Raw genomic sequence first — 21,792 nt, forward strand, 5'->3', positions numbered from 1 at the left:
CGCGGGCAGAAGCACAGCGGCAGGCGCGAACAGGTACGGCAGCACGCCGTGCAGCGAAAGCGTGGCACCAGAACGGGATTCAGGGCACCGGCTGCGCTGCGATCAGCCTTGCGGTCGTAAGAGCCATGCCCCCAAAGGCTGGCGACGCCACAGTGCGGACAACGTGGCGGACGGTAGGATTCGAGCGTGGAAAGGATGGCGCGCTGGTGTTGCTCCAGCGCGCGATGGGCGTGTACGATACGATGCATAGGCCGGTCAGTTCTGGAAAGCGTGCGGGGTCTGGACAACGTCGCACGATACCAGAGGTGCATCGGCCTTCTTTACGCCTGCAGCGTCGCGCGCTACGCGCGGAAAAGTTCAGAACATCGTTCTCGCCGTCCGCGCGACAAACATCCCCTGTTCCCTCTCATATTGCGCGCGCCATAACACGGACACAGCCCCCGCAACCAAATATTCAAGCAAAAAGCCCGGCTCAGCCGGGCTTTTTGCTTTTGTGCGCCCGTGTTTAACGAATCACATTTTGCCCGACCCGTTCGGGCACCCCCAACACCAAAACCCCAACCCCAGCACGAAAAGCCTGCATGAGCATTTACTCATGCAGGCTTTGTGCGATCTTACCAACTGTAACCTTCGGGGCGCAACAAAGTACGCAGAATTCGCGAGCTTTCACGCGACTAGCGCATGAATCCGCGACCCGATCGATCTCACGTTGCCAGACAGACCAGGGCCAAAAGCCCGGCGTCAATCAATAAAACTTCTTCGGCAATTGCGCGCGACGGATCTGCTTACGCAGACGAGCGACAGCAGCAGCTTTCTTGCGCTTGCGCTCGGTGGTCGGCTTTTCATAAGCCATGCGCGACTTGAGCTCTTGAATCAGGCCCGTGCGTTCGACGGTACGGCGAAAACGACGCATGGCGACGTCGAAAGGCTCGTTCTCTTTCAACAGTACTTTAGTCATTGAAATCTCGGTTGATCTGGCCCTGCCAGAAATTTAGGGCAAACGCAATTGTACACTTTTTGAGAGTCATCCTGCACGCACTTTGTACTTAAGCGTGCGTAGGCGGACTCGGGAATCACATCGTAGGTCGTTGAATCGAGACAACAATCCCGAGATACCCGCAGTGAATGCTCAGAACCCGCGCGAGCGGACCGGCCGCGGGTCAGGCACACGCTCACGCGTATCCGGCTGATCGATCGTCACATCCGATTTCGCAAGCGCGACGCACGGCAGAATCCAGCCGCCGGCCTTTTCCTCGGCGGTGAGGCCCGGCCACTCGACGCGATAGTCGATCTCGCCATCGACCAGCCGGCACATGCAGGCGCGGCAAGTCCCGTTGCGGCACGATCGCGGCAGCGACAGTCCGGCACGCAACGCAGCCTCGAGAAGCGTCTCGCCGTCTCTCGCCGCGACGAAGTGCCCGCCAGGCTCGATGATCATCGCGAAAGCGCGCGCCGCGTCCGTCACGCCTGCACCTCGACCCCCGCGCGACCGTTCGTGAGATCGCGCAATTCGGCGGCGGCCGGCTCGCGCACGGCGGCGGCCATTCGTGCGACAAGGCGCACCGTCATCCCGTATTCGCTCTGCACGAGTTCCGCATCGTGCTGCTCGATCCAGCGGCGCACGCGCGCTTCATCGGCGTAATCGATTTCGATGCTGATCAGCCCGCGCTCGATACGCTCGACACGCTCCGCCCGCTGCATCGCGCTCGCGATCGCATCGGTGTAGGCGCGCACGAGCCCGCCCGCGCCCAGCTTGATGCCGCCGTAATAGCGCACGACGGCGGCCAGCACGCCATCGACTTCGTGATGCCGCAAGACTTCGAGAATCGGCCGCCCGGCGGTGCCGGAAGGCTCGCCGTCGTCGGACATGCCCGACTGCCCGCCCGCGAGCAGCGCCCAGCAGACGTGCGTCGCGCCCGGATGCTCGGCGCGCAGGCGTTCGAGCTCGCGCATGGCTTCATCGCGATCCGCGACGGGAATCGCGAGCGCGATGAAGCGGCTCTTGCGAATGTCGATTTCGGCGCTGACGGGAGAGGAGAGGGTATAGGTCGGCAAGGCTTGGACCGCGCGGGATGCAAATATCGAATCTTATCGAACCGGCGTCAGGATGCGTCGAGCGCGCGCTGCATCAGCACGGTATCGACCCATCGTCCGTGCTTGAAGCCGACGCGCCGCAGCACGCCGACATGCTCGAAGCCGAGCCGCGCATGTAGCGCGATCGATCCCGCGTTGCCGCTGTCGCCGATCACCGCGATCATTTGCCGCCACGGGCCGCGCTCGCACCGATCGATGAGCGCGGTGAGCAGCGCGAAGCCGATGCCGCGCCCGCCATAACCATCGGCGACATAGACCGAATCCTCGATCGTATGGCGGTAAGCCGAGCGCGGCCGGTACGCCGACGCATACGCGTAACCCGCCACCGCGCCATCGAGTTCGGCGACGACATACGGCAAGCCCGCCGCCGCGATCGCCGCGTGCCGGGCGCGCATGTCGTCGACGGAAGGCGCGGTCTCTTCGAACGTGGCGAGCGCGTGTTCGACATAGTGCGAATAGATGCGCGCGATGGCGTCGAAGTCGCCGGAAGCGGCGTCGCGCACCAGTAGGCGGGGGCGATCGTGTGAGGCCATGTTTGTCATACGGCAGAAAGAAAAGGCGGTTTCTCGTCTGGCGATTCTCGCACGGGGCGTCGACGGCAAAAAAAGGGCCTGCGGGCCGTGCGGAAGCCCACCAAATGGTTCAGCTTTCGGGCAAAGAAAACGTTGAACCGGGCGATGCGCGGCCCCTACACTAAGTCGTTTGTCCGAGACTGCGCGAGGCGCGGCGCGAAGCAGGCGGCGGCGTCGGGCAGGAAACAGAAAACGCGCGCGCGATCTGCCTCGCGCCGCGGTCCATAACAGGCAATGAACAACATTCAACGTGGGGCGCTGGCGGCGCTTTTGATCGTCATCGTATTGATTGCGGCGTTGGCGCCGGCGGGGATCGGCTTTTTGTTCGCACAGCGCAGTCAGCGGCATGAGGCGGCCGAACGCCTGAACACGGTCGCCGATGCCGCGCTCAATCGCGCCGAGGACGTGACGCGGCGCCTGTCGGGCGCGCTCGGCGAGATCGGCAAAGTGGCGGCGGCGCCGTGTTCGCCGCCGTATCTCAAGGAACTGCGGCGCATCGCGCTCACGCACGAACAGGTGCGCGATGCCGGCGCGTACGATCGCGACGGCCGCTGGCAATGTTCGTCGCTGCTCGGCGCGGTATCGGCGGGCACGCTCGACGGCCTCACGCTGCCGCCGCCCGACTGGCGCTCGCGCGACGGCGTGATGGCCTGGTACGGCCTCGCGCGTCTGCCGGGCGGCAAAACCTCGCTCGTGATGGGCCGCGACGGCTTCTACGTCGCGGCCGACCCTTCGCTCTATGTCGACAGTCTGGAAGCGCTCGGCGATCCCGCGAGCGGCGTCGGCGTCATCAACACCGAAGTGAGCCGCGTGATCGCGACCACGCCCGCCACCGACGCTGCCGCCATGCTTGCCGTGTATCGCACCGCGCGGCCCGCCCCCGAGCCTGAACCCGACTGCCCGCCGTACGTCGTGCGGCGCTCCGTGTCGATGCCGCTCGCGGTCGTCGTGAGCGCGCCGCAGCAGACGCTGCGCCAGCGCGTGCGCACGCTGCCGTGGGGCTGGCTGCTCGGCGGTCTTGCGGCGGGGCTGCTGGCCGCGGGCTGGGCGGCGTTTTTCATCGTGCGCAGATTGTCTCCGCGCGGCCAGTTGAGCGATGCCGTGCGGCGGCATCAGTTCATCGTCGCGTATCAGCCGATCGTCGATCTCGGGACGCGCCGCTGTGTCGGCGCCGAAGCGCTCGTGCGCTGGAAATACCACGACCGCATCGTGCGGCCCGATCATTTCATTCCGCTCGCGGAGCATCGCGGGCTGATCCAGGCGATCACCGATCAGGTGCTCGACACCATCCTGTTCGAACTCGGCGAGTTTCTTAAGCGCTACCCGGAGTACTACGTCTCGGTGAATCTCTCCGCGCCGGATCTCACGACGCACCGCTTTCTCGACGTGCTCGGCCCCGCGATCGCGCATCAGGGCCTGCGGCCGGCGCAGATCCGCATCGAGGCGACGGAGCGCAGCTTCCTCGACGCCGACGCCGCCAAGGAAGTCATCAGCGCATTCCGGGAAGCGGGCCACGCCGTCTATCTCGACGATTTCGGCACCGGCTATTCGAGCCTGTCGCATTTGCAAACGTTTCGCATCGACGGCCTGAAGATCGACAAGTCTTTCGTCGATACGATAGGCCAGGACGCCGCATCTTCCAGCGTCGCGTCGCACATCATCGACATGGCCGCGACGCTGGACGTGCAGGTGATCGCCGAAGGCATCGAGCGCGAGGAGCAGGCGGCGTATCTGCATGCCCGCGGCGCGCGGTTCGGGCAGGGCTGGCTCTTCTCGCCGCCGCTGTCGGCCGCGGAATTCATCCGCTATGCGGGCAAGACGCGCGGCGCCTGATCGTGCTTGATCGAAGGCGGATCGTCCATATTTAGGATGTTTCCAGACGAGGCCCGACCATGAACGACCAGACCGCCACCGCTTTCCTGCGCGACGTACGGCATCCGCTGCTCGCGCTTCATCGCAGCGTGCTCGCGCGTCTGCGCGCGCGGCACGAGGCCGAGTTCGGGCCGGTGTCGCCGGGCGAATTCCTGCAGATCGTGATCAACGGCTCGGCGTATCGCTGGCTCGCGCCGTTGTCGACGCTGATCGCCGCCATCGACGATGTCCTCGATGACGACGAAGCCACCGCCGACGCGCGGATCGGGCACGCGCGAGCGGTCGTCGACATGTTCAGCGCAGGCACGCGCGATCCCGCCTTCGCGGAGCAATTCCTGCCGCTGCTGCAGGACAGCCCCGAAATCGCGATGGCGAACGGACAGGTGGCGCAGCTCGTTCGGTCTATCGGAAAAGCGACCTGAAAAGCGCAAATTCCGTCCGCCGCGCGTGTGCGGGTTTTCCAGTCTGTTCCACGCGCATCGCGTTGCGCCACGGGCATCTGACCGTCGCGCGGCGCGAACCGTCACCGTGCTGCATCGCAACAAAACCTTGCTATTGCAATTGAGCGATTGATTTTCGCTTGCGAGTATCGCCACCAATCGACGGAGCGGCGTTCACGTTCAAACACGCGCGCTCCGCTTCTTTCAACGAAAGACGATGGAGGCGCCTCTTGTTCCTGCACGGTTTCGGCCCGCTCCTTTGGGCGGGCGCCAAAGCGACGCTCGCGCTCGCGGTGCTGTCTCTCGCGGTATCGGTGCTGCTCGGGCTCGCGGGCGCATCCGCGAAACTCTCGCGTCATGGCTCGCTGCGCGCCATCGCGACCGGCTACACGACGCTCATCCGCTCGGTACCCGATCTCGTCCTGATGCTGCTGCTGTTCTACAGCATCCAGATCGCGGTGAACCATTTCACCGATGCGTTCGGCTGGGATCAGTTCGACATCGATCCGTTCACCGCCGGCGTGCTCACACTCGGTTTCATCTACGGCGCGTATTTCACCGAGACGTTTCGCGGCGCGTTTCTCGCCGTGCCGCGCGGACAGCTCGAAGCAGGCAGCGCGTACGGCATGAGCGGCATGCGCGTGTTCGGCCGCATTCTCTTTCCGCAGATGATGCGTTTCGCGCTGCCGGGCATCGGCAACAACTGGCAGGTGCTCGTGAAGGCGACGGCGCTCGTGTCGATCATCGGTCTCGCGGATGTCGTGAAGGCCGCGCAGGACGCGGGCAAGAGCACGTTCAACATGTTCTTCTTCATCCTGATCGCGGCGCTCATCTATCTCGTGATCACGAGCGCATCGAATCTCGTGCTGATGGCGCTCGAACGGCGCTATTCGATCGGCGTGCGGCACGCCGAACTCTGACCCCCGCTAACGAGCGACAAGCCATGATCCAGATCTTCGCCGAATACTGGCGCCCGTTTCTTTATTCCGATGGCATGCGCGCGTCGGGTCTCGTCGTCACGTTGTGGCTGCTCGTGGTGTCGATCGCGCTCGGCTTTTGCGCGGCGGTGCCGCTCGCGTGCATGCGCGTGTCGAGAAACCGCTGGCTCTCGACGCCCGTGCGCCTCTACACCTACGTGTTCCGCGGCACGCCGCTCTACGTGCAATTGCTCTTGCTCTACACGGGCATGTACAGCCTGGAATTCGTGCGCACGCAGTCGCTGCTCGAAGCGTTCTTTCGCAGCGGCTTCAACTGCGCGATCCTCGCCTTCGCGCTGAACACGTGCGCCTACACGACGGAAATCTTCGCCGGCGCGATCCGCGGGATTGCTCACGGCGAAGTGGAAGCCGCGCGCGCCTACGGCATGAGCACGTTCACGATGTACCGCCGCGTGATCCTGCCGTCCGCGCTGCGCCGCGCCTTGCCTTTGTACAGCAACGAAGTGATCCTGATGCTGCACGCGACGACCGTCGCATTCACGGCCACGGTACCGGACATTCTGAAGGTCGCGCGCGACGCCAACTCGGCGACCTATCAGTCGTTCGAATCGTTCGGCATCGCGGCGCTTTTGTATATCGCGATCTCGTTCGCGCTGGTTGCGGCGTTCCGGCGCGCCGAGCAGCGCTGGCTCGCGTATCTGCGGCCGGCGGGCGCGGCGCGCGCGGTCCGTCGCGCCTGAGCGTTAGAATTCGAACCGCCAGATCAAACCCTGTCATCACCCGAGGAGAAAGCGTTGGAGCCAACCGCCAAAGACGTCGCGACCAAGCTCGTCGCCGAGGACATTCACAAGCGCTACGGCGACAACGAAGTGTTGAAGGGCGTCTCGCTTGCCGCGAAGGCGGGCGACGTGATCAGCATCATCGGCGCGAGCGGCTCGGGCAAGAGCACGTTCCTGCGCTGCATCAACTTTCTCGAACGGCCGAACGCGGGGCAGATCATCGTCGACGGTGAAGCCGTGCGCACGAAAGCCGACAAGACCGGCAATCTCGAAGTCGCCGATCACAAGCAGTTGCAGCGCGTGCGCACCAAGCTCGCGATGGTCTTCCAGCACTTCAACCTGTGGTCGCACATGACGGCCATCGAGAACGTGATGGAAGCGCCGCTTCACGTGCTCGGCATATCGAAGAAGGAAGCCGAAGACCGCGCGCGTGAGTATCTGGAGAAAGTGGGCCTGCCGCCGCGCGTCGAGAAGCAGTATCCGTCGCACTTGTCGGGCGGGCAGCAGCAGCGCGTCGCGATTGCGCGCGCCCTCGCGATGCACCCGGACGTCATGCTCTTCGACGAACCCACGTCCGCGCTCGATCCCGAGCTCGTCGGGGAAGTGCTGAAGGTCATGCAGCGTCTCGCGGAAGAAGGCCGCACGATGATCGTCGTCACGCACGAAATGGGCTTCGCGCGCAACGTGTCGAATCACGTGATGTTCCTGCATCAGGGGCGCACGGAAGAAGAGGGCGCGCCGTCCGAAGTGCTGAGCGCGCCGAAGAGCGAGCGTCTGCGCCAGTTCCTCTCGGGCAGTCTGAAATAACGTGACGGGTTCGCCGTCACAAGTGGCGATCGTCGCGCTGCCGCCGGTGTCGATGAGCGGCATCGCGCCGATCGTCGATACGCTTGCTCTCGCCAACGAAATCGACGGGCATCGTCTCTACGAGTGGCGCATCTGTTCCTGGGACGGCCGCGCCGTGCCGCTTTCAGGCGGCGCGCAACTCCCCGCCGATTGCGCCTTCAACGACACCGTGCGCTGCGACTGGCTCATCGTCGTGTCGGAGCGCTATCAGCAGTTCGCGGACTATCGGCTCTTTCTCGCGAGTCTTGCGCGTGTCGCGCCGCGCACGCCGCTCGTTTCCGGCATTCATCACGGCGTCTGGTGGCTCGCGATGGCCGGACAGCTCGCGCAATATCGCGTCGCGGTGAACTGGGAAACGTATCAGCAGTTCATCGAGCAATTCGAGCGCTCCATCGTCAGCCAGCAGATTTTCGAAATCGACCGCGACCGCGCGACCTGTTCAGGCGGACAGGCGAGCATCGACTTCATGCTCGCGATGATCGCGCGCGATCACGGACAGGATCTCGCGGAACGCATCGCGGATTCGCTTGGTATCGGCGTGCTGCGCGCGGGCACGGAACGTCAGCGCATTCCGTTCGTGACCGCGCCGGGCGAGCGTCATCCGCGCCTGAACGATGCGCTGCAACTGATGGAAGCGAACATCGAAGACCCGCTCGCCACCGATGAAATCGCGAGTCTCGTCGGCATCTCGCGCAGGCAGCTCGAACGTCTCTTTCGCCAGTATCTCGGCGCGATGCCGTCGAAGTATTACCTCAACCTGCGGCTCACGAAGGCGCGCACGCAGTTGCAACGCACGAGCAAATCGGTGGTGCAGATCAGCCTCGCGTGCGGGTTTTCATCGGCGGCGCATTTTTCCAATGCTTATCGCGACCGCTTCGGCGTGACGCCGCGCGAAGAGCGCCGCAACTGGATCGAGAAGCAACGCGGCGGTGGAATCGACGAGCCGCGTGGCGGGGCGCTGATCGAGCCGCCGGACTTCGTGTAATTCCGCTGTAAAAAGCTCGTCGAAGCATGTCGCGAACGCGCAAGACGGAATGCGCGCGATTGCCTAATATCGAACGTAATGCTCAAAACCGAGGAGTGGCTCATGACCGACATCAATGTGAATCGCGGTACGTTCGACGAGGTAATGGTCCCGGTGTTCGCGCCGGCCAATTTCGTGCCCGACCGGGGCCGCGGCTCGCGCGTGTGGGACACGGAAGGCCGCGACTATGTCGATTTCGCCGGCGGCATCGCGGTGACGGCGCTGGGCCACGGCCATCCCGAACTGCTGAAAATCCTGCACGAACAGGGCGACAAACTCTGGCATATCGGCAACGGCTACACGAACGCGCCGGTGTTGCGCCTCGCGAAACGCCTGACCGAACTCACCTTCGCCGACCGCGCGTTCTTCGCGAACTCGGGCGCGGAAGCGAACGAAGCCGCGCTCAAGCTCGCGCGCCGCTATGCGATCGACAACCACGGCAACGACAAGATCGAGATCATCTCGTTCACGCAGTCGTTTCACGGCCGCACGTTCTTCACGGTGAGCGTCGGGGGCCAGCCGAAGTATGCGGAAGGCTTCGGGCCTCAGCCCGCAGGCATCCGTCATCTGCCGTACAACGATCTGCCGAAGGCGCTCGAAGCGATCGGCCCGAAGACGTGCGCGGTGATCGTCGAGCCGGTGCAGGGCGAAGGCGGCGTGCTGCCCGCCGATCCCGCGTTCCTGAAAGGCCTGCGCGAAGCGTGCGACAAGCACGGCGCGCTGCTTATTTTCGACGAAGTGCAGACTGGCGTCGGCCGCACGGGCACGTTTTACGCGTACATGCAATACGGCGTGACGCCCGACATCCTCACGAGCGCGAAGGCGCTCGGCAACGGCTTTCCGATCGGCGTGATGCTGACCACCAACGAGATCGCCGCGCACTTCAAGGTCGGCGTGCACGGCACGACGTATGGCGGCAATCCGCTGGGCGCATCGATCGCGGAGAAGGTCGTCGAGCTCATCAGCGATCCGAAGCTGCTCGAAGGCGTGAACGAGCGCAGCCGCGCGATCAAGGCGCATCTCGAGCGCATCAACGAGCGCTTCGGCATGTTCAGCGAGATCCGCGGACGCGGTCTCCTGATCGGCGCGGAACTGAACGGCACGTACAAGGATCGCGCGAAGGACGTGCTCAATGCGGCGGCGGCGAACGGCGTCATCATGCTGATCGCGGGGCCGAACGTGCTGCGCTTCGCGCCGTCGCTCATCATGCCGATGGCCGATCTCGACGAAGGCTTCGCGCGCCTCGAGAAAGCGATCGAGCAGGTGGTCGGCACGGCCGCCGTCGAGTGAGCGCGAAGCGAAAGACAAGGATTCGATGATGCTATTCGTCCGTCCCGCAAGACTCTCCGATCTCGACGAGCTTCAGCGCATGGCGCGCGCGGCGCAGCCCGTGCTGCATTCGCTGCCGCGCGACCGTCACGCACTCGAAACGCGCGTCGCGCTGTCGGAAGACTCGTTTCGCGCCGAAGTCGAATTTCCGGGCGAGGAGTTCTATCTCTTCGTGCTGGAGGATGCGCAAACGGGCCGGCTGCTCGGCACGTCGAGCATCGTCGCGTCGGCGGGTTATTCCGAGCCGTTCTACGCGTTTCGCAACGATGCGCTGATTCACGCGTCCCGCGAGCTCAAGGTGAACCGCAAGATCCACGCGCTGACGATGTCGCACGAGCTGACGGGCAAGAGCCGGCTGACGGGCTTCTATATCGATCCGTCGTTGCGCAGTGAAGAGAACGAAGCGGCGGCGCATCTGCTGTCGCGCGCGCGGATGATCTACATCGCCGCGAACCGCAAGCGCTTCTCCAGCGAAGTGTTCTCGCTGATGCTCGGCGTCAGCGACGATGCCGGCGCGTCGCCGTTCTGGGAAGCGGTCGGGCGCAAGTTCTTCGGGCGCGACTTCGAGCAGGTCGAAATGGAATCGGGCGGACGCAGCCGCACCTTCATCGCCGAAGTGATGCCGAGCTATCCGCTCTACGTGCCGCTGCTTCCCGGCGAGGCGCAGCGCGTGCTCGGCGAGCCCAACGAAAGCACGCTGCTCGCATACGACATTCACCTCGAAGAAGGCTTCGAGCCGGACCGTTTCGTCGATATCTTCGATGCCGGCCCGGTGCTCACCATTGCGGTCGGCAAGAGCGCCTCGGCGGCATCGGGCGAACTGCGCACGGTGCGCGAGGCGGCGTCGGCAAGCGGTGCGCCGTATCTCGTCGCGGCGGGCGGCGCGCACGAATTCCGCTGCATCGTGACCGCGCTGGCCGGCACGCGCGCCGACGGCGCAGCGCTCAGTGCCGCAGCGCGCGGCGCGCTCGAGGTGGAAGACAAGGACACGGTGCGTTGCGTGCCGTTGCATCAGGCATCGGGAGAATTGCAATGATCGTCGTGCGTTGCACGCAGCCGGGCGATGTCGATGCCCTCGTCGCGCTCGCCCAGGAAACGGGCCCGGGCCTGACCACGTTCAAGCCGGATCGCGGCGCGCTGGAAGCACGCGTCGAACGTTCGCGCCGCACGCTCACCGGCGATGCGCAAGCGTTCGAAGCCGGCTATCTCTTCGTGATGGAAGACACCGCGACGGGCGATGTCGCCGGCGTGTGCGGCATCGAAACGGAAGTCGGGCTGGAGCAGCCGTTCTACAACTATCGCGTATCGACGGTCGTGCATGCGAGCAAGGACATGGGCGTGTGGACGCGCATGTCGCTGCTCAACATCTCGCACGATCTGACGGGTTATGCGGAAGTGTGCTCGCTTTTCCTGAGCCCGCGTTTTCGCACGGCGGGCGTGGGCGGCTTGCTGTCGCGCTCGCGCTTCATGTTCATCGCGCAATTCCCGGATCGTTTTCCGCAGCGTTTGTGCGCGGAATTGCGCGGCCATTTCGATGACAACGGCGAGTCGCCGTTCTGGAACGCGGTCGGCTCGCATTTCTATCAGATCGATTTCAACGAAGCGGATTACCTCAGCTCGCACGGCAAGAAGTCGTTCGTCGCCGAGCTGATGCCGCGCTATCCGGTGTATCTCGACCTGCTGCCCGATGCCGCCCAACGAGCGGTCGGCGTCACGCACAGGGACACCGCGCCCGCGCGCAAGATGCTCGAAGCCGAAGGGCTGCGTTACGAGAATCACGTCGATATCTTCGATGCCGGGCCGGTGCTCGAATGCCACATCGCCGACTTGCGCACGGTGCGCGAGAGCGTGCTGGCGCGCGTGAAGATCGGCGAGCATCGCGCGGATAGCGACGCGAAGAGCCTCGTATCGAACACGCTGCTCGAAGACTTCCGCTGCGGCGCGACGACGGGCGCGGTCGAGGACGGCGCGTTCCTGCTGAGCTCCGAAGAAGCCGCCGCATTGCGGGTAAAGGAAGGCGATCAAGTGCGCGTGCTCACATCGTATCCGCGCGCAAAGTAAATGAGACACGACATGGATATCTTGAATCAGTTGTATATCGGCGGTCAGTGGCAGGAAGGCCAGGGCGCGGTGTTCGCATCGCGCAATCCGGGCACCGATGAAACCGTCTGGCAAGGCAAGAGCGCATCGGCGGAAGACGTGGATCGCGCGGTGTCGTCGGCGCGGCGTGCGTTTGCATCGTGGTCCGGGCTTTCCTTCGATGAACGCGTCGCGGTCGCGAAACGCTTCGCCTCCTTGCTCAACGAGAACAAGGAAGCGCTCGCGAACATCATCGGCCGCGAGACCGGCAAGCCGTTGTGGGAAGCGCGCACGGAAGTCGCGTCGATGGCCGCGAAAGTCGATATCTCCGTGCAGGCGTATCACGAGCGCACAGGCGAAAAGCGCGCACCGATGGCCGATGGCGTCGCGGTGCTCAGGCATCGCCCGCATGGCGTCGTCGCGGTGTTCGGACCGTACAACTTTCCGGGGCATTTGCCGAACGGGCATATCGTGCCGGCGCTGATCGCGGGCAACGCGGTCGTGTTCAAGCCGTCTGAGCTAGCGCCCGGCGTCGCCGCCGCGACCGTCGCGCTGTGGATTCAGGCAGGGCTTCCTTCGGGCGTGCTCAATCTCGTGCAGGGCGAAAAAGATACGGGCGTCGCGCTCGCGAATCATCGGCAGATTGATGGATTGTTCTTCACCGGCAGCTCGGACACGGGCACGCTGCTGCACAAGCAGTTCGGCGGACGGCCGGAAATCGTGCTCGCGCTCGAGATGGGCGGCAACAATCCGCTCGTCGTCGCGAACGTCGACGATATCGACGCGGCCGTGCATCACACGATTCAGTCGGCGTTTCTGTCCGCGGGTCAGCGCTGCACATGCGCGCGCCGTCTCTTCGTGCCCGACGATGCCTTCGGCTCGCGCTTCATGCAGCGTTTCATCGACGTGAGCGCGAACATTCGCGTCGGCAAGCATGACGACGAGCCGCAGCCGTACATGGGCGCGGTGATCTCCGCGCGCGCGGCGGCGCGTCTCGTCGATGCGCAGGCGCGGCTGATCGAGGCGGGCGCGAAGCCGTTGCTCGAAATGAAGCAGCGCGCGGCCAATCTCGGTCTCGTGTCGCCCGCGATTCTCGACGTCACCGACGCCCGCGATGTGCCCGACGAAGAACACTTCGGTCCGATGGTTCAGGTCACGCGCTACAAGACCTTCGATCACGCCATCGAACGCGCGAACGACACCGCGTACGGCCTGTCCGCGGGCCTGCTTGCCGACGACGAAGCCGCGTGGAAGCACTTCCAGCGCACGATTCGCGCGGGCATCGTCAACTGGAACCGGCCGACGAACGGCGCGTCGTCGGCGGCGCCGTTCGGCGGCATCGGACGGTCGGGCAATCAGCGGCCCAGCGCGTATTACGCGGCCGACTACTGCTCGTATCCGATGGCGTCGGTGGAAAGCGCGCAATTGCAGATGCCGGCGAGCGTATCGCCGGGTCTCGCGTTCTAGGTCACGTTTCAAGCATCGGGAATGAACATGTCTGCAACCGAAGCGAACTTCGACGGGCTCGTCGGTCCGACGCACAACTACGCGGGACTGTCGTTCGGCAACGTCGCGTCGCGCAGCAACGAGAAGTCGGTGGCGAATCCGAAGGCCGCCGCGAAGCAGGGCTTGCGCAAGATGAAGCAGCTCGCGGATCTCGGTTTTCATCAGGGCGTGCTGCCGCCGCTCGAACGTCCGTCTATCAGGCTGCTGCGCGATGTCGGCTTCACAGGCGACGACGCCACCGTGGTCGCGCGCGCCGCTCGCGAAGCGCCCGAGTTGCTGGCCGCGGCCAGTTCCGCATCGGCGATGTGGACGGCGAATGCCGCGACCGTGAGTCCATCGGCGGATACGGCTGACGGGCGCGTGCATTTCACGCCTGCGAATCTCGCCGCGAAGCTGCATCGCGCGATCGAACATGGCGAGACGCGCCGGACGCTTGCTGCGATCTTCGCCGATGAAGCGCGCTTTCGCATTCATCATGCGCTGCCCGGCACGCCCGCGCTCGGCGACGAAGGCGCGGCGAACCACACGCGTTTCGCGCGCGAGTACGACGCGAAGGGCGTCGAGTTCTTCGTGTACGGGCGCAGCGAATATGGCGGCGGTCCGCAGCCGCAGCGTTATCCCGCGCGTCAGACGCTCGAAGCGAGCCGCGCCGTTGCGCGTCTGCACGGCCTCGCCGACGATGCCACCGTGTTCGCGCAGCAATCGCCCGACGTGATCGATGCCGGCGTGTTCCACAACGACGTGATCGCGGTCGGCAATCGCACGACGCTCTTTTGCCATCAGCGCGCGTTCGTCGACCAGCACAAGGTCTACGACGAACTGCGCGCGAAGCTCGACGCGCAAGGCACGACGTTCACCGCGCTCGAAGTGCCGGAAAGCGAAGTGAGCGTGGAGGACGCGGTCTCGTCGTATCTCTTCAACAGTCAGTTGTTGTCGGGCGCGGATGGCCGGCAAGTGCTCGTCGTGCCGCAGGAATGCCGCGAGAATGCGCGCGTGGCGGCGTATCTGGATGCGCTCGCTTCGCGCAAGACGCCGATCGACGAAGTGCTCGTCTTCGATCTGCGCGAGAGCATGAAAAATGGCGGCGGTCCGGCGTGCTTGCGCCTGCGCGTCGTGCTGAACGATGCCGAACGCGCCGCGGTCAATCCGCGCGTATGGATCAACGACGCGCTGTTCACGAAGCTCGACGCATGGATCGACCGGCACTATCGCGATCGTCTCGCGCCCGCCGATCTCGCCGATCCGAAGTTGCTCGCCGAATCGCGCGCCGCGCTCGACGAGCTGACCACCATTCTCGGGCTTGGCTCCGTCTATGACTTCCAGCGCTGATTCGTCTCTGCTCGAAGATTTTCTCGCGTTCACGCTCGCGGGCGGACGGCCTTCCGTCGCAAGCGGCGTCGCGCCTTCGGGTGTGCGATGGACATGGCAAGGCGAGGGCGTATTGCTGCTCGAACCCGCCAAAGCGCCGACGCACAGCGTGATTGCATCGGCGGGCATTCATGGCGATGAAACCGCGCCCATCGAAATGCTGTCGCTGCTCGTCGCGGATATCGCGAACGGACGCGCGCCGCTTGCCGCGCGCACGCTCGTGATCCTCGGGAACATCGGCGCGATGCGCGCGGGCGAACGTTATATCGACGACGATCTCAATCGGCTTTTCAGTGGACGTCACGCAAGCTTGGCGGGAAGCCGCGAGGCGCCGCGCGCCGCAGAACTGGAGAACGCCGCGCTGAAGTTCTTCGATGACGCCGCGCATCCGAAATGGCACATCGACATGCATACGGCGATCCGCGCCTCCGTGTTCGAGCAATTTGCATTGCTGCCGCACACGGGCGCGCCGCTCGCCCGCGCGATGTTCGACTGGCTCCGCGATGCGCGTCTGCAAGCCGTGCTGCTGCATCGCGAGAAGGGCAACACGTTTACGCATTTCACCGCGCAGCAAGCGGGCGCGCTCGCGTGCACGCTGGAACTCGGCAAGGTGCGGCCGTTCGGCCAGAACGCGCTGGCGCGCTTTGCGGCGTCGGATGCGGCGTTGCGCAGGCTGATCGCGGGCGTCGGGGCGTCGGAGAACGCGCCGTTGCGCGTGTTCACGGTCGTCGCGCAGATCGACAAGCAAAGCGAGCACTTCGTGCTGAACGTCGCGAGCGATGTGCCGAATTTCACGGCGTTTCCCATAGGCACCGAACTCGCGCGCGACGGCGAATATCGCTATCGCGTGTCGCACGATGAAGAGCGCATCGTGTTTCCGAATCCGAAGGTGAAGCCGGGCTTGCGCGCCGGTCTCATGGTCATCGATACGACCGACGCCACGCTCGCCTCTCTCGACTGAAACGCCTGCGCGTTCGCGCGCTACAATCGCGCCCCAATGTTCGGCGCGTCGCATCGACTCGCGCTCTCGCGTTTGAACGTGGATTTTTGTGCCGCGATGTTTCATCGACGGCGAGAAACCGCATCGGACATCTGATTGAACCGCACTGGAAGGAGATGAAGTTGAAAAAATCGCATTGGATCAGCCGCAAGCTCGCCGCGTTCGCGGTGCTGGGCGCGACCGTCGTCACGGGCGTTGCCGCATTGAACGCGCACGCGGCCGAGAACATGAAGGAATTGCGCTTCGGCGTCGAGGCGTCGTATGCGCCGTTCGAGTCGAAGTCGCCGGGCGGCGAGCTGATGGGCTTCGATATCGACATCGGCAACGCCGTGTGCGCGAAGCTGAAGATGAAATGCGTGTGGGTCGAGAATTCGTTCGACGGACTGATTCCCGCGTTGCAGGCGCGCAAGTTCGATGGCATCAACTCGGACATGACCATCACCGACAAGCGCAAGGTCGCGATCGACTTCACCGATCCGATCTACACGATCCCGAATCAGCTGATCGCGAAGAAGGGCAGCACGATCCAGCCGACCGTCGATGGTCTGAAGGGCAAACGCGTCGGCGTGCTGCAGGGCTCGATTCAGGAAACATACGCGAAGGCGAAGTGGGCGCCCGCAGGCATCGATGTCGCGTCGTATCAGGCGCAGGACCAGATCTACGCCGACCTGGCGTCGGGGCGTCTAGATGCGGCGTTCCAGGATGCCGAGGCGGCGTCGAAGGGCTTCCTGAAGCAGCCGCAGGGCGCGGGTTTCGCGTTCGCGGGTCCGGCAGTGTCGGATGACAAGCTGCTCGGCGCCGGCGTGGGCTTCGGCGTGCGCAAGAACGACAAGGCGTTGAAGGACGCGCTCAATCGCGCGCTGAAGGAACTGAAGGACGACGGGACCATCGAGCGCTTCGCCGCGAAGTATTTCGATGTGAAGGTGGTGTTGAAGTAAGGCGGCGTCGCCGCAAGTGACAAGCCCCGCTCGGGAGTGATCCCGTGCGGGGCTTTTTTGTCAGTGAAGGGTGGTCACATCGACGGCGTGACGATCACGGTCGCCGTCGTCCCCGCACTCAACAACACGCCATCCGGCACCTCGTCGATATGCACGCGCACTGGCACGCGCTGCGCGAGCCGCACCCAGTTGAAGGTCGGATTCACATCCGCAAGCAGTTCGCGGCTTTGCGGATTGTCGCGGTCGTAGATGCCGCGCGAGATGCTCTCGACGTGCCCCTTCAACTCGCCGCCGCTCATCAATCGAACCGAAGCCTTGTCGCCGATTCGCACGTGCGGCAGCTTCGTTTCCTCGAAATAGCCATAGACCCAGAACGAATGACTGTCGACGATCGCGAGCTTGGCCGCGCCCGCCGTCGCGTAGTCGCCGCGAAACACGTTCAGGTTCGTCACGTAGCCGTCCACCGGCGAAAACACTTTCGTGCGTTCGAGATTGAGCTTCGCGGCGTCGAGCGCGGCCTGCGCCTGCTGCAACTGCGCCTGTGCGGTCGATGCGGTCTGCATCGCGTTTTCGCGCGCTTCCTTCGACACGACGAGACTGTCCATGTCGGCGCGGCGCGCGGCGTCCGCGCGGCGCATGCGCAATTCGGCGGCGCGCGCCGCGACATTCGCCTGCGCCTGCTCGACGGCAATCTCGTAGTGCGACGGATCGATCTCCATCAGCAGATCGCCTTTCTTCACGAGCTGGTTGTCACGCACCGGCAACTGCACGACCGCACCCGACACGTCAGGCGCCACGTTGACGACGTCCGCGCGCACGCGGCCATCGCGCGTCCACGGCTCGTCCATGTAATGCACCCACAACATGCGTCCGATGACGAGCGCGGCCGCGAAAATGGCGATGGTCAGAACCAGGCCGATGATTTTTCTCAGAATCATGATGCAACTCTTCTTCAGCTTGTATGAATGTGATGCCGCCAATCAGCGATACGCATAGAGCCCGAGCGCGCCGCAGATGCACACGAGCAGGCTCGCGCGAAACAGCGCCGGATGCCACACCACGCGATAGAGGCCCGTCAGCGAGAGCGCGCGATCGACGATCCACGTGATCATCGCGCCCGCGATGAAGAGCAGGAGGATCGTCGGTACATAGGCTTCGAGGATCGAGACGTTACGCGGCAGCATGGGACGCTCCTTCGGGCGTGTCGTTGCACTCGCGGGTATGCCGGGCAAATGGCGCGAACGGCGATTCGTGATCGAGCAGCGCGGTGCGGATGAAATGCAGATGACTCACGATGCGCTGAAGCCGATGCCGTTCCTCGCGCGGTGAATCAGTGAGCCGCGCGAGCAGCGCTTGCGTATCGGCGATCGCGCGTTCGGCCGCCGCAAGCGCGGCATCGAAGCGCGTCGCGTTCGGCCGGTCGAACAATCGCGCGACGGCATCGAGCGTCATATCGACGGAGCGTCGCCACGGCATCGACGCGGCGTAGTGCGCCTCGCGCGGCATTGCCGACATCTCGCGCCGCAAATCGATCACCGCGCTGCCAGACTCGAGCACCGCGAAAAGCCATTGCAGCGCGTCACGTTGCTGTTCCGGGCGGCTCGCGGGCAGCGCGTTGATCTGCGCAAGCAGGTCGCGCGTGCGGCTTTCGAAGTGCGTCGTGAGACGCGAGAGACGCCCGCGGCGCGCGCCGACGACTTCACGCCGCAGATCGCCGAGCAACAGGTGACGCAGCCACGGTGCATCGGTCGGCAAGAGCACGGCGAACGCGATCGCCGCGACGATCATCGACAAAACGAGCGCGAGCGCGTCGTTCATGAAGCCGGTCGGATCGTAACGAACGAGATTGTCCGGCCCCGCGAGAAAGCAAAAGAAGATGCAGAAGCCTACGCCCACGCCCGCCAGCGTGCGCCGCGTGCTCAGGTACGCGCCGAAGAGGAGCGCGGGCGCGAGCGCGGCGCACATCATCGCGAAGCCCTCGATATGCGGAAACACGCCGAACACGACGATCATGCCGGCCACGGTCGCGAGCATCGTGCCGATCGCCATTTGCGCCGACATCAGCGCCGGCCGCGGCGACGACGACGCCAGCGCGCACACGGCCGCCGCGTCGAGCACCATCGTTCCGCCACTCGGCCACGCGCTCTCGATCCAGAATGCGGAGAGAATGAACATCACCGCCGCGCCGCGCAAGCCCGAAATCGCCGCCGCGAACATGTTCGTCTTCGGCACGTAGCGCGCAATCCAGCGCTCGCGCTCGTGCGATGGCGAAGTGAGCGACGCGTAGGTCTCGGCGTAGGCGAGCATGTCGTCGACGAAGCGGTAAAGCAGTTCCGCCGCCGTGTCGAATTCGAGTTGCACGAAGTCCGGATTCGCTTCCAGCCCGGCGCGCGTCGCCCACACGCGCTTCGGCAAGGCGGTCTTGTAGTCGCGCAACTGCGCGGCGGCGTGCGCGGCGTCGGCGGCGTTTCTCACCGGTTCGCCCGATAAGGAAAAGAGCGGCGGCACTTCGCGAAAGAACGGCTCGAGCGCCGCGATGGTCGTCGCCGATGCGTTTTCGCGCAGCCGGTTCATCAACTGATGCAGCGCGTGAAAGCGCGTCGATGCGCTCATGAACTCGCTGTTCAGGCGCGCGAGGCGCCCGCCGCGCATGCGCGACTCGGGGTTCTCGAATACCGCGACGCTGCGCGCGGCCTCGAAGCCGACGATATCCGACACGAACGCGAGATTGGTCCGTTCGATCTGCGCGCGCGCCATGTCGCCCGACAGCGCGCGGCACACGTAATCGACGAACTGCGTGAAGCGGCGGCGCACCGTGGTGCGCACCTGCTCGCCCGCATGTTGCGGAAAGACGAGCGCGCTCACGGCGCCCGCGCAGACGATGCCGAGCGTCACTTCGCTGACCCTTGTCAACGCCGACAGATACGCGCCATCCGGATGCTGCGCCGCCGGAATGCCGATCAGCGCCGCCGTGTAGCCCGCGAGCACGAAGCCGTACGAGCGGAAGTTGCGATTGCGCGCCGCGCCCGCGGTGCAGACGCCGACCCAGAGCGCCGTCGCCGAAAGGAACAGCACGGGCTGCTGCGAGAACAGGCTGATGAAGACCATCATCACGACGAGGCCGACCATCGTTCCGCAGAAACGGTAGAAGCTCTTTGCCAGCACCATGCCGCTTTGGGGCTGCATCACGACGAAAACGGTGGTCATCGCGGTGCGCGGCTGCGCCATGTCGAGGCGCATCGCGATCCACAGCGACAGCAGCGCCGCGAGCACCGCCTTGAAGATGTAGACCCACGCGAGGCCGTCGGTGCGCGCCCAGTCGAGCAAGGCATGCCGGAGCGACTGACGTTCGATGATAGAAGCGGACGTGGACATGCTCAGTCTCGCTTCGCTTTCGCGAACGGCCCGATGTGCTTCGACGGCGCAAGCGCGGTCTGTTCCGGCCCGTTCGACGGATCGTCGAGACCGCCGCCGAGCGCCGACGTGAGCGTGGCGTACGAGGCGAGCCGCTGCGCCCGCACGCGCGCCTGGCCGTCCTGCGCCTTCAGCAACTGCGTTTGAGCGACGAGCACGTTCAGATAATCGGTGAGGCCGCGCTTGTAGCCTTCGTTCGCGAGATCGTAATTCTTGCGCGCGGCGGCGACCGAGCGGCCCGACGCTTCGAGCTGCGTGTCGAGCGAATGCACGCGCACGACCTGATCGGCGATGTCTTTCAGCGCCGCGACGAGCGTCGCGTTGTAGTGATCGACGGCCTGATCGTATTGCGCCGACGCCGCGCCGAGTTGCGCGCGCAGGCGTCCGCCTTCGAAAATCGGCAGCGAGATCGCGGGGCCGAAGCTGTAGCCCGATGCGTCGCGCGTCAGGAAGCTGAGCAGCGCGCCGCCCGCGAAAGCCTGCGTCAGCGACGCCGCGAGATTGATGTTCGGATAGAAGCCCGCCTTGGCGACATCGATCCCGCGTGCCTGCGCCGCGACCATCCAGCGCGCGGCCACGATATCCGGCCGATGGCCAACCAGCTCGGCCGGCAGCGCGGAGGGCAGCGGCAGCGGCGTCGCGAGCGACAGCGCGGGACGCGTGAGCGCCTCGCCCGCACCGGGGCCTTCGCCCGCGAGCGCGGCCAACCGATGACGGGCGAGCTGAATGTCTTCCTTGTAGACGTCGACCTGACGCTCGTATTCCGGCAAAGGCGTTTCGGCCTGGCTCAGTTCGAGCTGCGTGCCGATGCCGCCTTTCAGGCGCCGCCGCGCGAGATCCGCGATGCGCTCCTGCTGCGCGAGCGTATCCTCGGCGATATCGAGCAGCGCGAACGACTGCGAAAAGCCGATATACGCGCGCACGACGTTCGTCTCGAGTTCGAGTTGCGCGGCGCGCGCATCGGCGGCGCGCACGTGGGCGACATCGAGCGCGCGCTCGGCATTGTTGTCGTCGCGATGCCAGAGATCGAGGTTGTAGGAAAGCGTGAGGCCGGCGGTGTTGTCCCAGGTCGTCGTGTCGGCGAAGGGGCCGGGGCCGTAGAAATCGTTATTCGGCCAGTTTTTGCGCGTCACGCTCATCGCGCCGTCGACGTGCGGCAACAGGTCCGAGCGCGCAACGCCCGCCTGTTGCTGCGCCTCGCGCACGCGCGCCGCAGCCATCGCGAGCGTCGGGCTGCCGTTGGTTGCACGCGCGATCCACTGATCTAGCTGCGGGTCGCGATAGGCGCGCCACCATTGCTCGTCGGGCCACTGGGCGTCGGCATTGGCGGCGCGAATCGCACTGCCGGCATCGAGCGCGGACGCATCCTTGAGCGAATCCTGCGGCGCGACCTTGCCCGTGCTCGCGCACCCGGCCATGATCAAGATTGTTGTAAGAACCGCGGCTGATGCAGTCTTACTGAACAGTCGCCCTCGCACGATTCACTCCCGAATTTGAACTAGACTCAAGGGAGCGATTATATTTTTGCGGAGATTGTCGAATAACCCGCAAGAATGCAAAGCATTTTTACGGTCGCTGTGATAATCGTTGTTG

At 64.8% G+C, this 21,792-nt stretch carries 21 protein-coding genes and 1 pseudogene; 13 read left to right on the forward strand and 9 right to left on the reverse strand.

Translation table 11 applies throughout. The features are described from left to right. The 5 genes and pseudogenes from AWB75_RS38470 to AWB75_RS13205 all read right to left on the reverse strand — a co-directional run. A pseudogene (locus AWB75_RS38470) lies at positions 1-248 on the reverse strand (hypothetical protein); the annotation flags it as partial. 497 nt (positions 249-745) lie between these two features. Continuing rightward, complete coding sequence (rpsU, locus tag AWB75_RS13190; RefSeq protein WP_006999077.1) at positions 746-958, reverse strand: 30S ribosomal protein S21; 213 nt, start codon at positions 956-958, stop codon at positions 746-748. A gap of 171 nt (positions 959-1,129) precedes the next feature. Next, positions 1,130-1,465, reverse strand: a complete 336-nt coding sequence (locus AWB75_RS13195; RefSeq protein ID WP_061124537.1) for a 2Fe-2S iron-sulfur cluster-binding protein — start codon at positions 1,463-1,465, stop codon at positions 1,130-1,132. Next, positions 1,462-2,055 (reverse strand): IMPACT family protein, encoded by a 594-nt coding sequence (locus AWB75_RS13200; RefSeq protein WP_061124538.1) that lies wholly within the window; start codon positions 2,053-2,055, stop codon positions 1,462-1,464. Before AWB75_RS13200 ends, AWB75_RS13195 begins: the two co-directional genes overlap by 4 nt. Positions 2,056-2,102: 47 nt before the next feature. After that, on the reverse strand, positions 2,103-2,636 hold the full coding sequence (locus AWB75_RS13205; protein ID WP_087086607.1) for a GNAT family N-acetyltransferase: 534 nt from the start codon (positions 2,634-2,636) through the stop codon (positions 2,103-2,105). A gap of 264 nt (positions 2,637-2,900) precedes the next feature. On the opposite strand from AWB75_RS13205, the gene AWB75_RS13210 reads away from it, so the two are divergent. The 13 genes from AWB75_RS13210 (at position 2,901) to AWB75_RS13270 (ending at position 16,785) form a co-directional block, all read left to right on the forward strand. After that, the gene (locus tag AWB75_RS13210; protein ID WP_061124539.1) at positions 2,901-4,499 is read left to right on the forward strand and encodes an EAL domain-containing protein; all 1,599 of its coding nucleotides are present in this window, start codon (positions 2,901-2,903) and stop codon (positions 4,497-4,499) included. 59 nt (positions 4,500-4,558) lie between these two features. Then, a complete protein-coding gene (locus AWB75_RS13215; protein WP_061124540.1) occupies positions 4,559-4,960 on the forward strand; it encodes a hypothetical protein in 402 nt (133 codons plus the stop codon). Positions 4,961-5,208: 248 nt separating this feature from the next. Then, a complete protein-coding gene (locus AWB75_RS13220; RefSeq protein WP_061124541.1) occupies positions 5,209-5,898 on the forward strand; it encodes an ABC transporter permease in 690 nt (229 codons plus the stop codon). A 23-nt stretch (positions 5,899-5,921) separates the two neighbouring features. Beyond that, complete coding sequence (locus AWB75_RS13225; protein WP_061124542.1) at positions 5,922-6,656, forward strand: ABC transporter permease; 735 nt, start codon at positions 5,922-5,924, stop codon at positions 6,654-6,656. A 54-nt stretch (positions 6,657-6,710) separates the two neighbouring features. After that, the gene (locus tag AWB75_RS13230; protein ID WP_061124543.1) at positions 6,711-7,502 is read left to right on the forward strand and encodes an ABC transporter ATP-binding protein; all 792 of its coding nucleotides are present in this window, start codon (positions 6,711-6,713) and stop codon (positions 7,500-7,502) included. Positions 7,503-7,554: 52 nt separating this feature from the next. Then, positions 7,555-8,526, forward strand: a complete 972-nt coding sequence (locus tag AWB75_RS13235; protein WP_061124716.1) for a GlxA family transcriptional regulator — start codon at positions 7,555-7,557, stop codon at positions 8,524-8,526. 102 nt (positions 8,527-8,628) lie between these two features. Beyond that, entirely contained in the window at positions 8,629-9,855 is a 1,227-nt protein-coding gene (locus AWB75_RS13240) for an aspartate aminotransferase family protein (protein WP_061124717.1), read from the forward strand. A gap of 28 nt (positions 9,856-9,883) precedes the next feature. Then, positions 9,884-10,930, forward strand: coding sequence for an arginine/ornithine succinyltransferase subunit alpha (gene aruF, locus AWB75_RS13245; RefSeq protein ID WP_061124544.1), 1,047 nt, complete (start codon positions 9,884-9,886; stop codon positions 10,928-10,930). After that, a complete protein-coding gene (astA, locus tag AWB75_RS13250; RefSeq protein WP_061124545.1) occupies positions 10,927-11,955 on the forward strand; it encodes an arginine N-succinyltransferase in 1,029 nt (342 codons plus the stop codon). The genes aruF and astA overlap by 4 nt, the downstream gene beginning before the upstream one ends. 12 nt (positions 11,956-11,967) lie before the next feature. Continuing rightward, on the forward strand, positions 11,968-13,440 hold the full coding sequence (gene astD, locus AWB75_RS13255; protein ID WP_407642147.1) for a succinylglutamate-semialdehyde dehydrogenase: 1,473 nt from the start codon (positions 11,968-11,970) through the stop codon (positions 13,438-13,440). Between the two features lie 27 nt (positions 13,441-13,467). Further along, the gene (gene astB / locus AWB75_RS13260; RefSeq protein WP_061124719.1) at positions 13,468-14,808 is read left to right on the forward strand and encodes an N-succinylarginine dihydrolase; all 1,341 of its coding nucleotides are present in this window, start codon (positions 13,468-13,470) and stop codon (positions 14,806-14,808) included. Further along, complete coding sequence (gene astE / locus AWB75_RS13265; protein ID WP_061124546.1) at positions 14,792-15,808, forward strand: succinylglutamate desuccinylase; 1,017 nt, start codon at positions 14,792-14,794, stop codon at positions 15,806-15,808. Before astB ends, astE begins: the two co-directional genes overlap by 17 nt. A gap of 155 nt (positions 15,809-15,963) precedes the next feature. Continuing rightward, the gene (locus AWB75_RS13270; protein WP_061124547.1) at positions 15,964-16,785 is read left to right on the forward strand and encodes an ABC transporter substrate-binding protein; all 822 of its coding nucleotides are present in this window, start codon (positions 15,964-15,966) and stop codon (positions 16,783-16,785) included. Between the two features lie 74 nt (positions 16,786-16,859). On the opposite strand, the gene AWB75_RS13275 is transcribed toward AWB75_RS13270, so the two are convergent. Genes AWB75_RS13275 through AWB75_RS13290 form a run of 4 tightly spaced genes read right to left on the reverse strand, consistent with a single transcriptional unit; the run spans position 16,860 to position 21,617 of the window. Then, entirely contained in the window at positions 16,860-17,723 is an 864-nt protein-coding gene (locus tag AWB75_RS13275; RefSeq protein ID WP_061124720.1) for an efflux RND transporter periplasmic adaptor subunit, read from the reverse strand. A 42-nt stretch (positions 17,724-17,765) separates the two neighbouring features. Then, positions 17,766-17,969, reverse strand: a complete 204-nt coding sequence (locus AWB75_RS13280; RefSeq protein WP_014191041.1) for a DUF1656 domain-containing protein — start codon at positions 17,967-17,969, stop codon at positions 17,766-17,768. Then, positions 17,956-20,160 (reverse strand): FUSC family protein, encoded by a 2,205-nt coding sequence (locus AWB75_RS13285; protein ID WP_061124548.1) that lies wholly within the window; start codon positions 20,158-20,160, stop codon positions 17,956-17,958. The genes AWB75_RS13280 and AWB75_RS13285 overlap by 14 nt, the downstream gene beginning before the upstream one ends. A gap of 2 nt (positions 20,161-20,162) precedes the next feature. Further along, entirely contained in the window at positions 20,163-21,617 is a 1,455-nt protein-coding gene (locus tag AWB75_RS13290; protein WP_235012087.1) for an efflux transporter outer membrane subunit, read from the reverse strand. Between the last annotated feature and the right edge of the window lie 175 nt (positions 21,618-21,792).

It is taken from the genome of Caballeronia catudaia (assembly GCF_001544755.2).
GTDB classification, from domain to species: Bacteria; Pseudomonadota; Gammaproteobacteria; order Burkholderiales; family Burkholderiaceae; genus Caballeronia; species Caballeronia catudaia.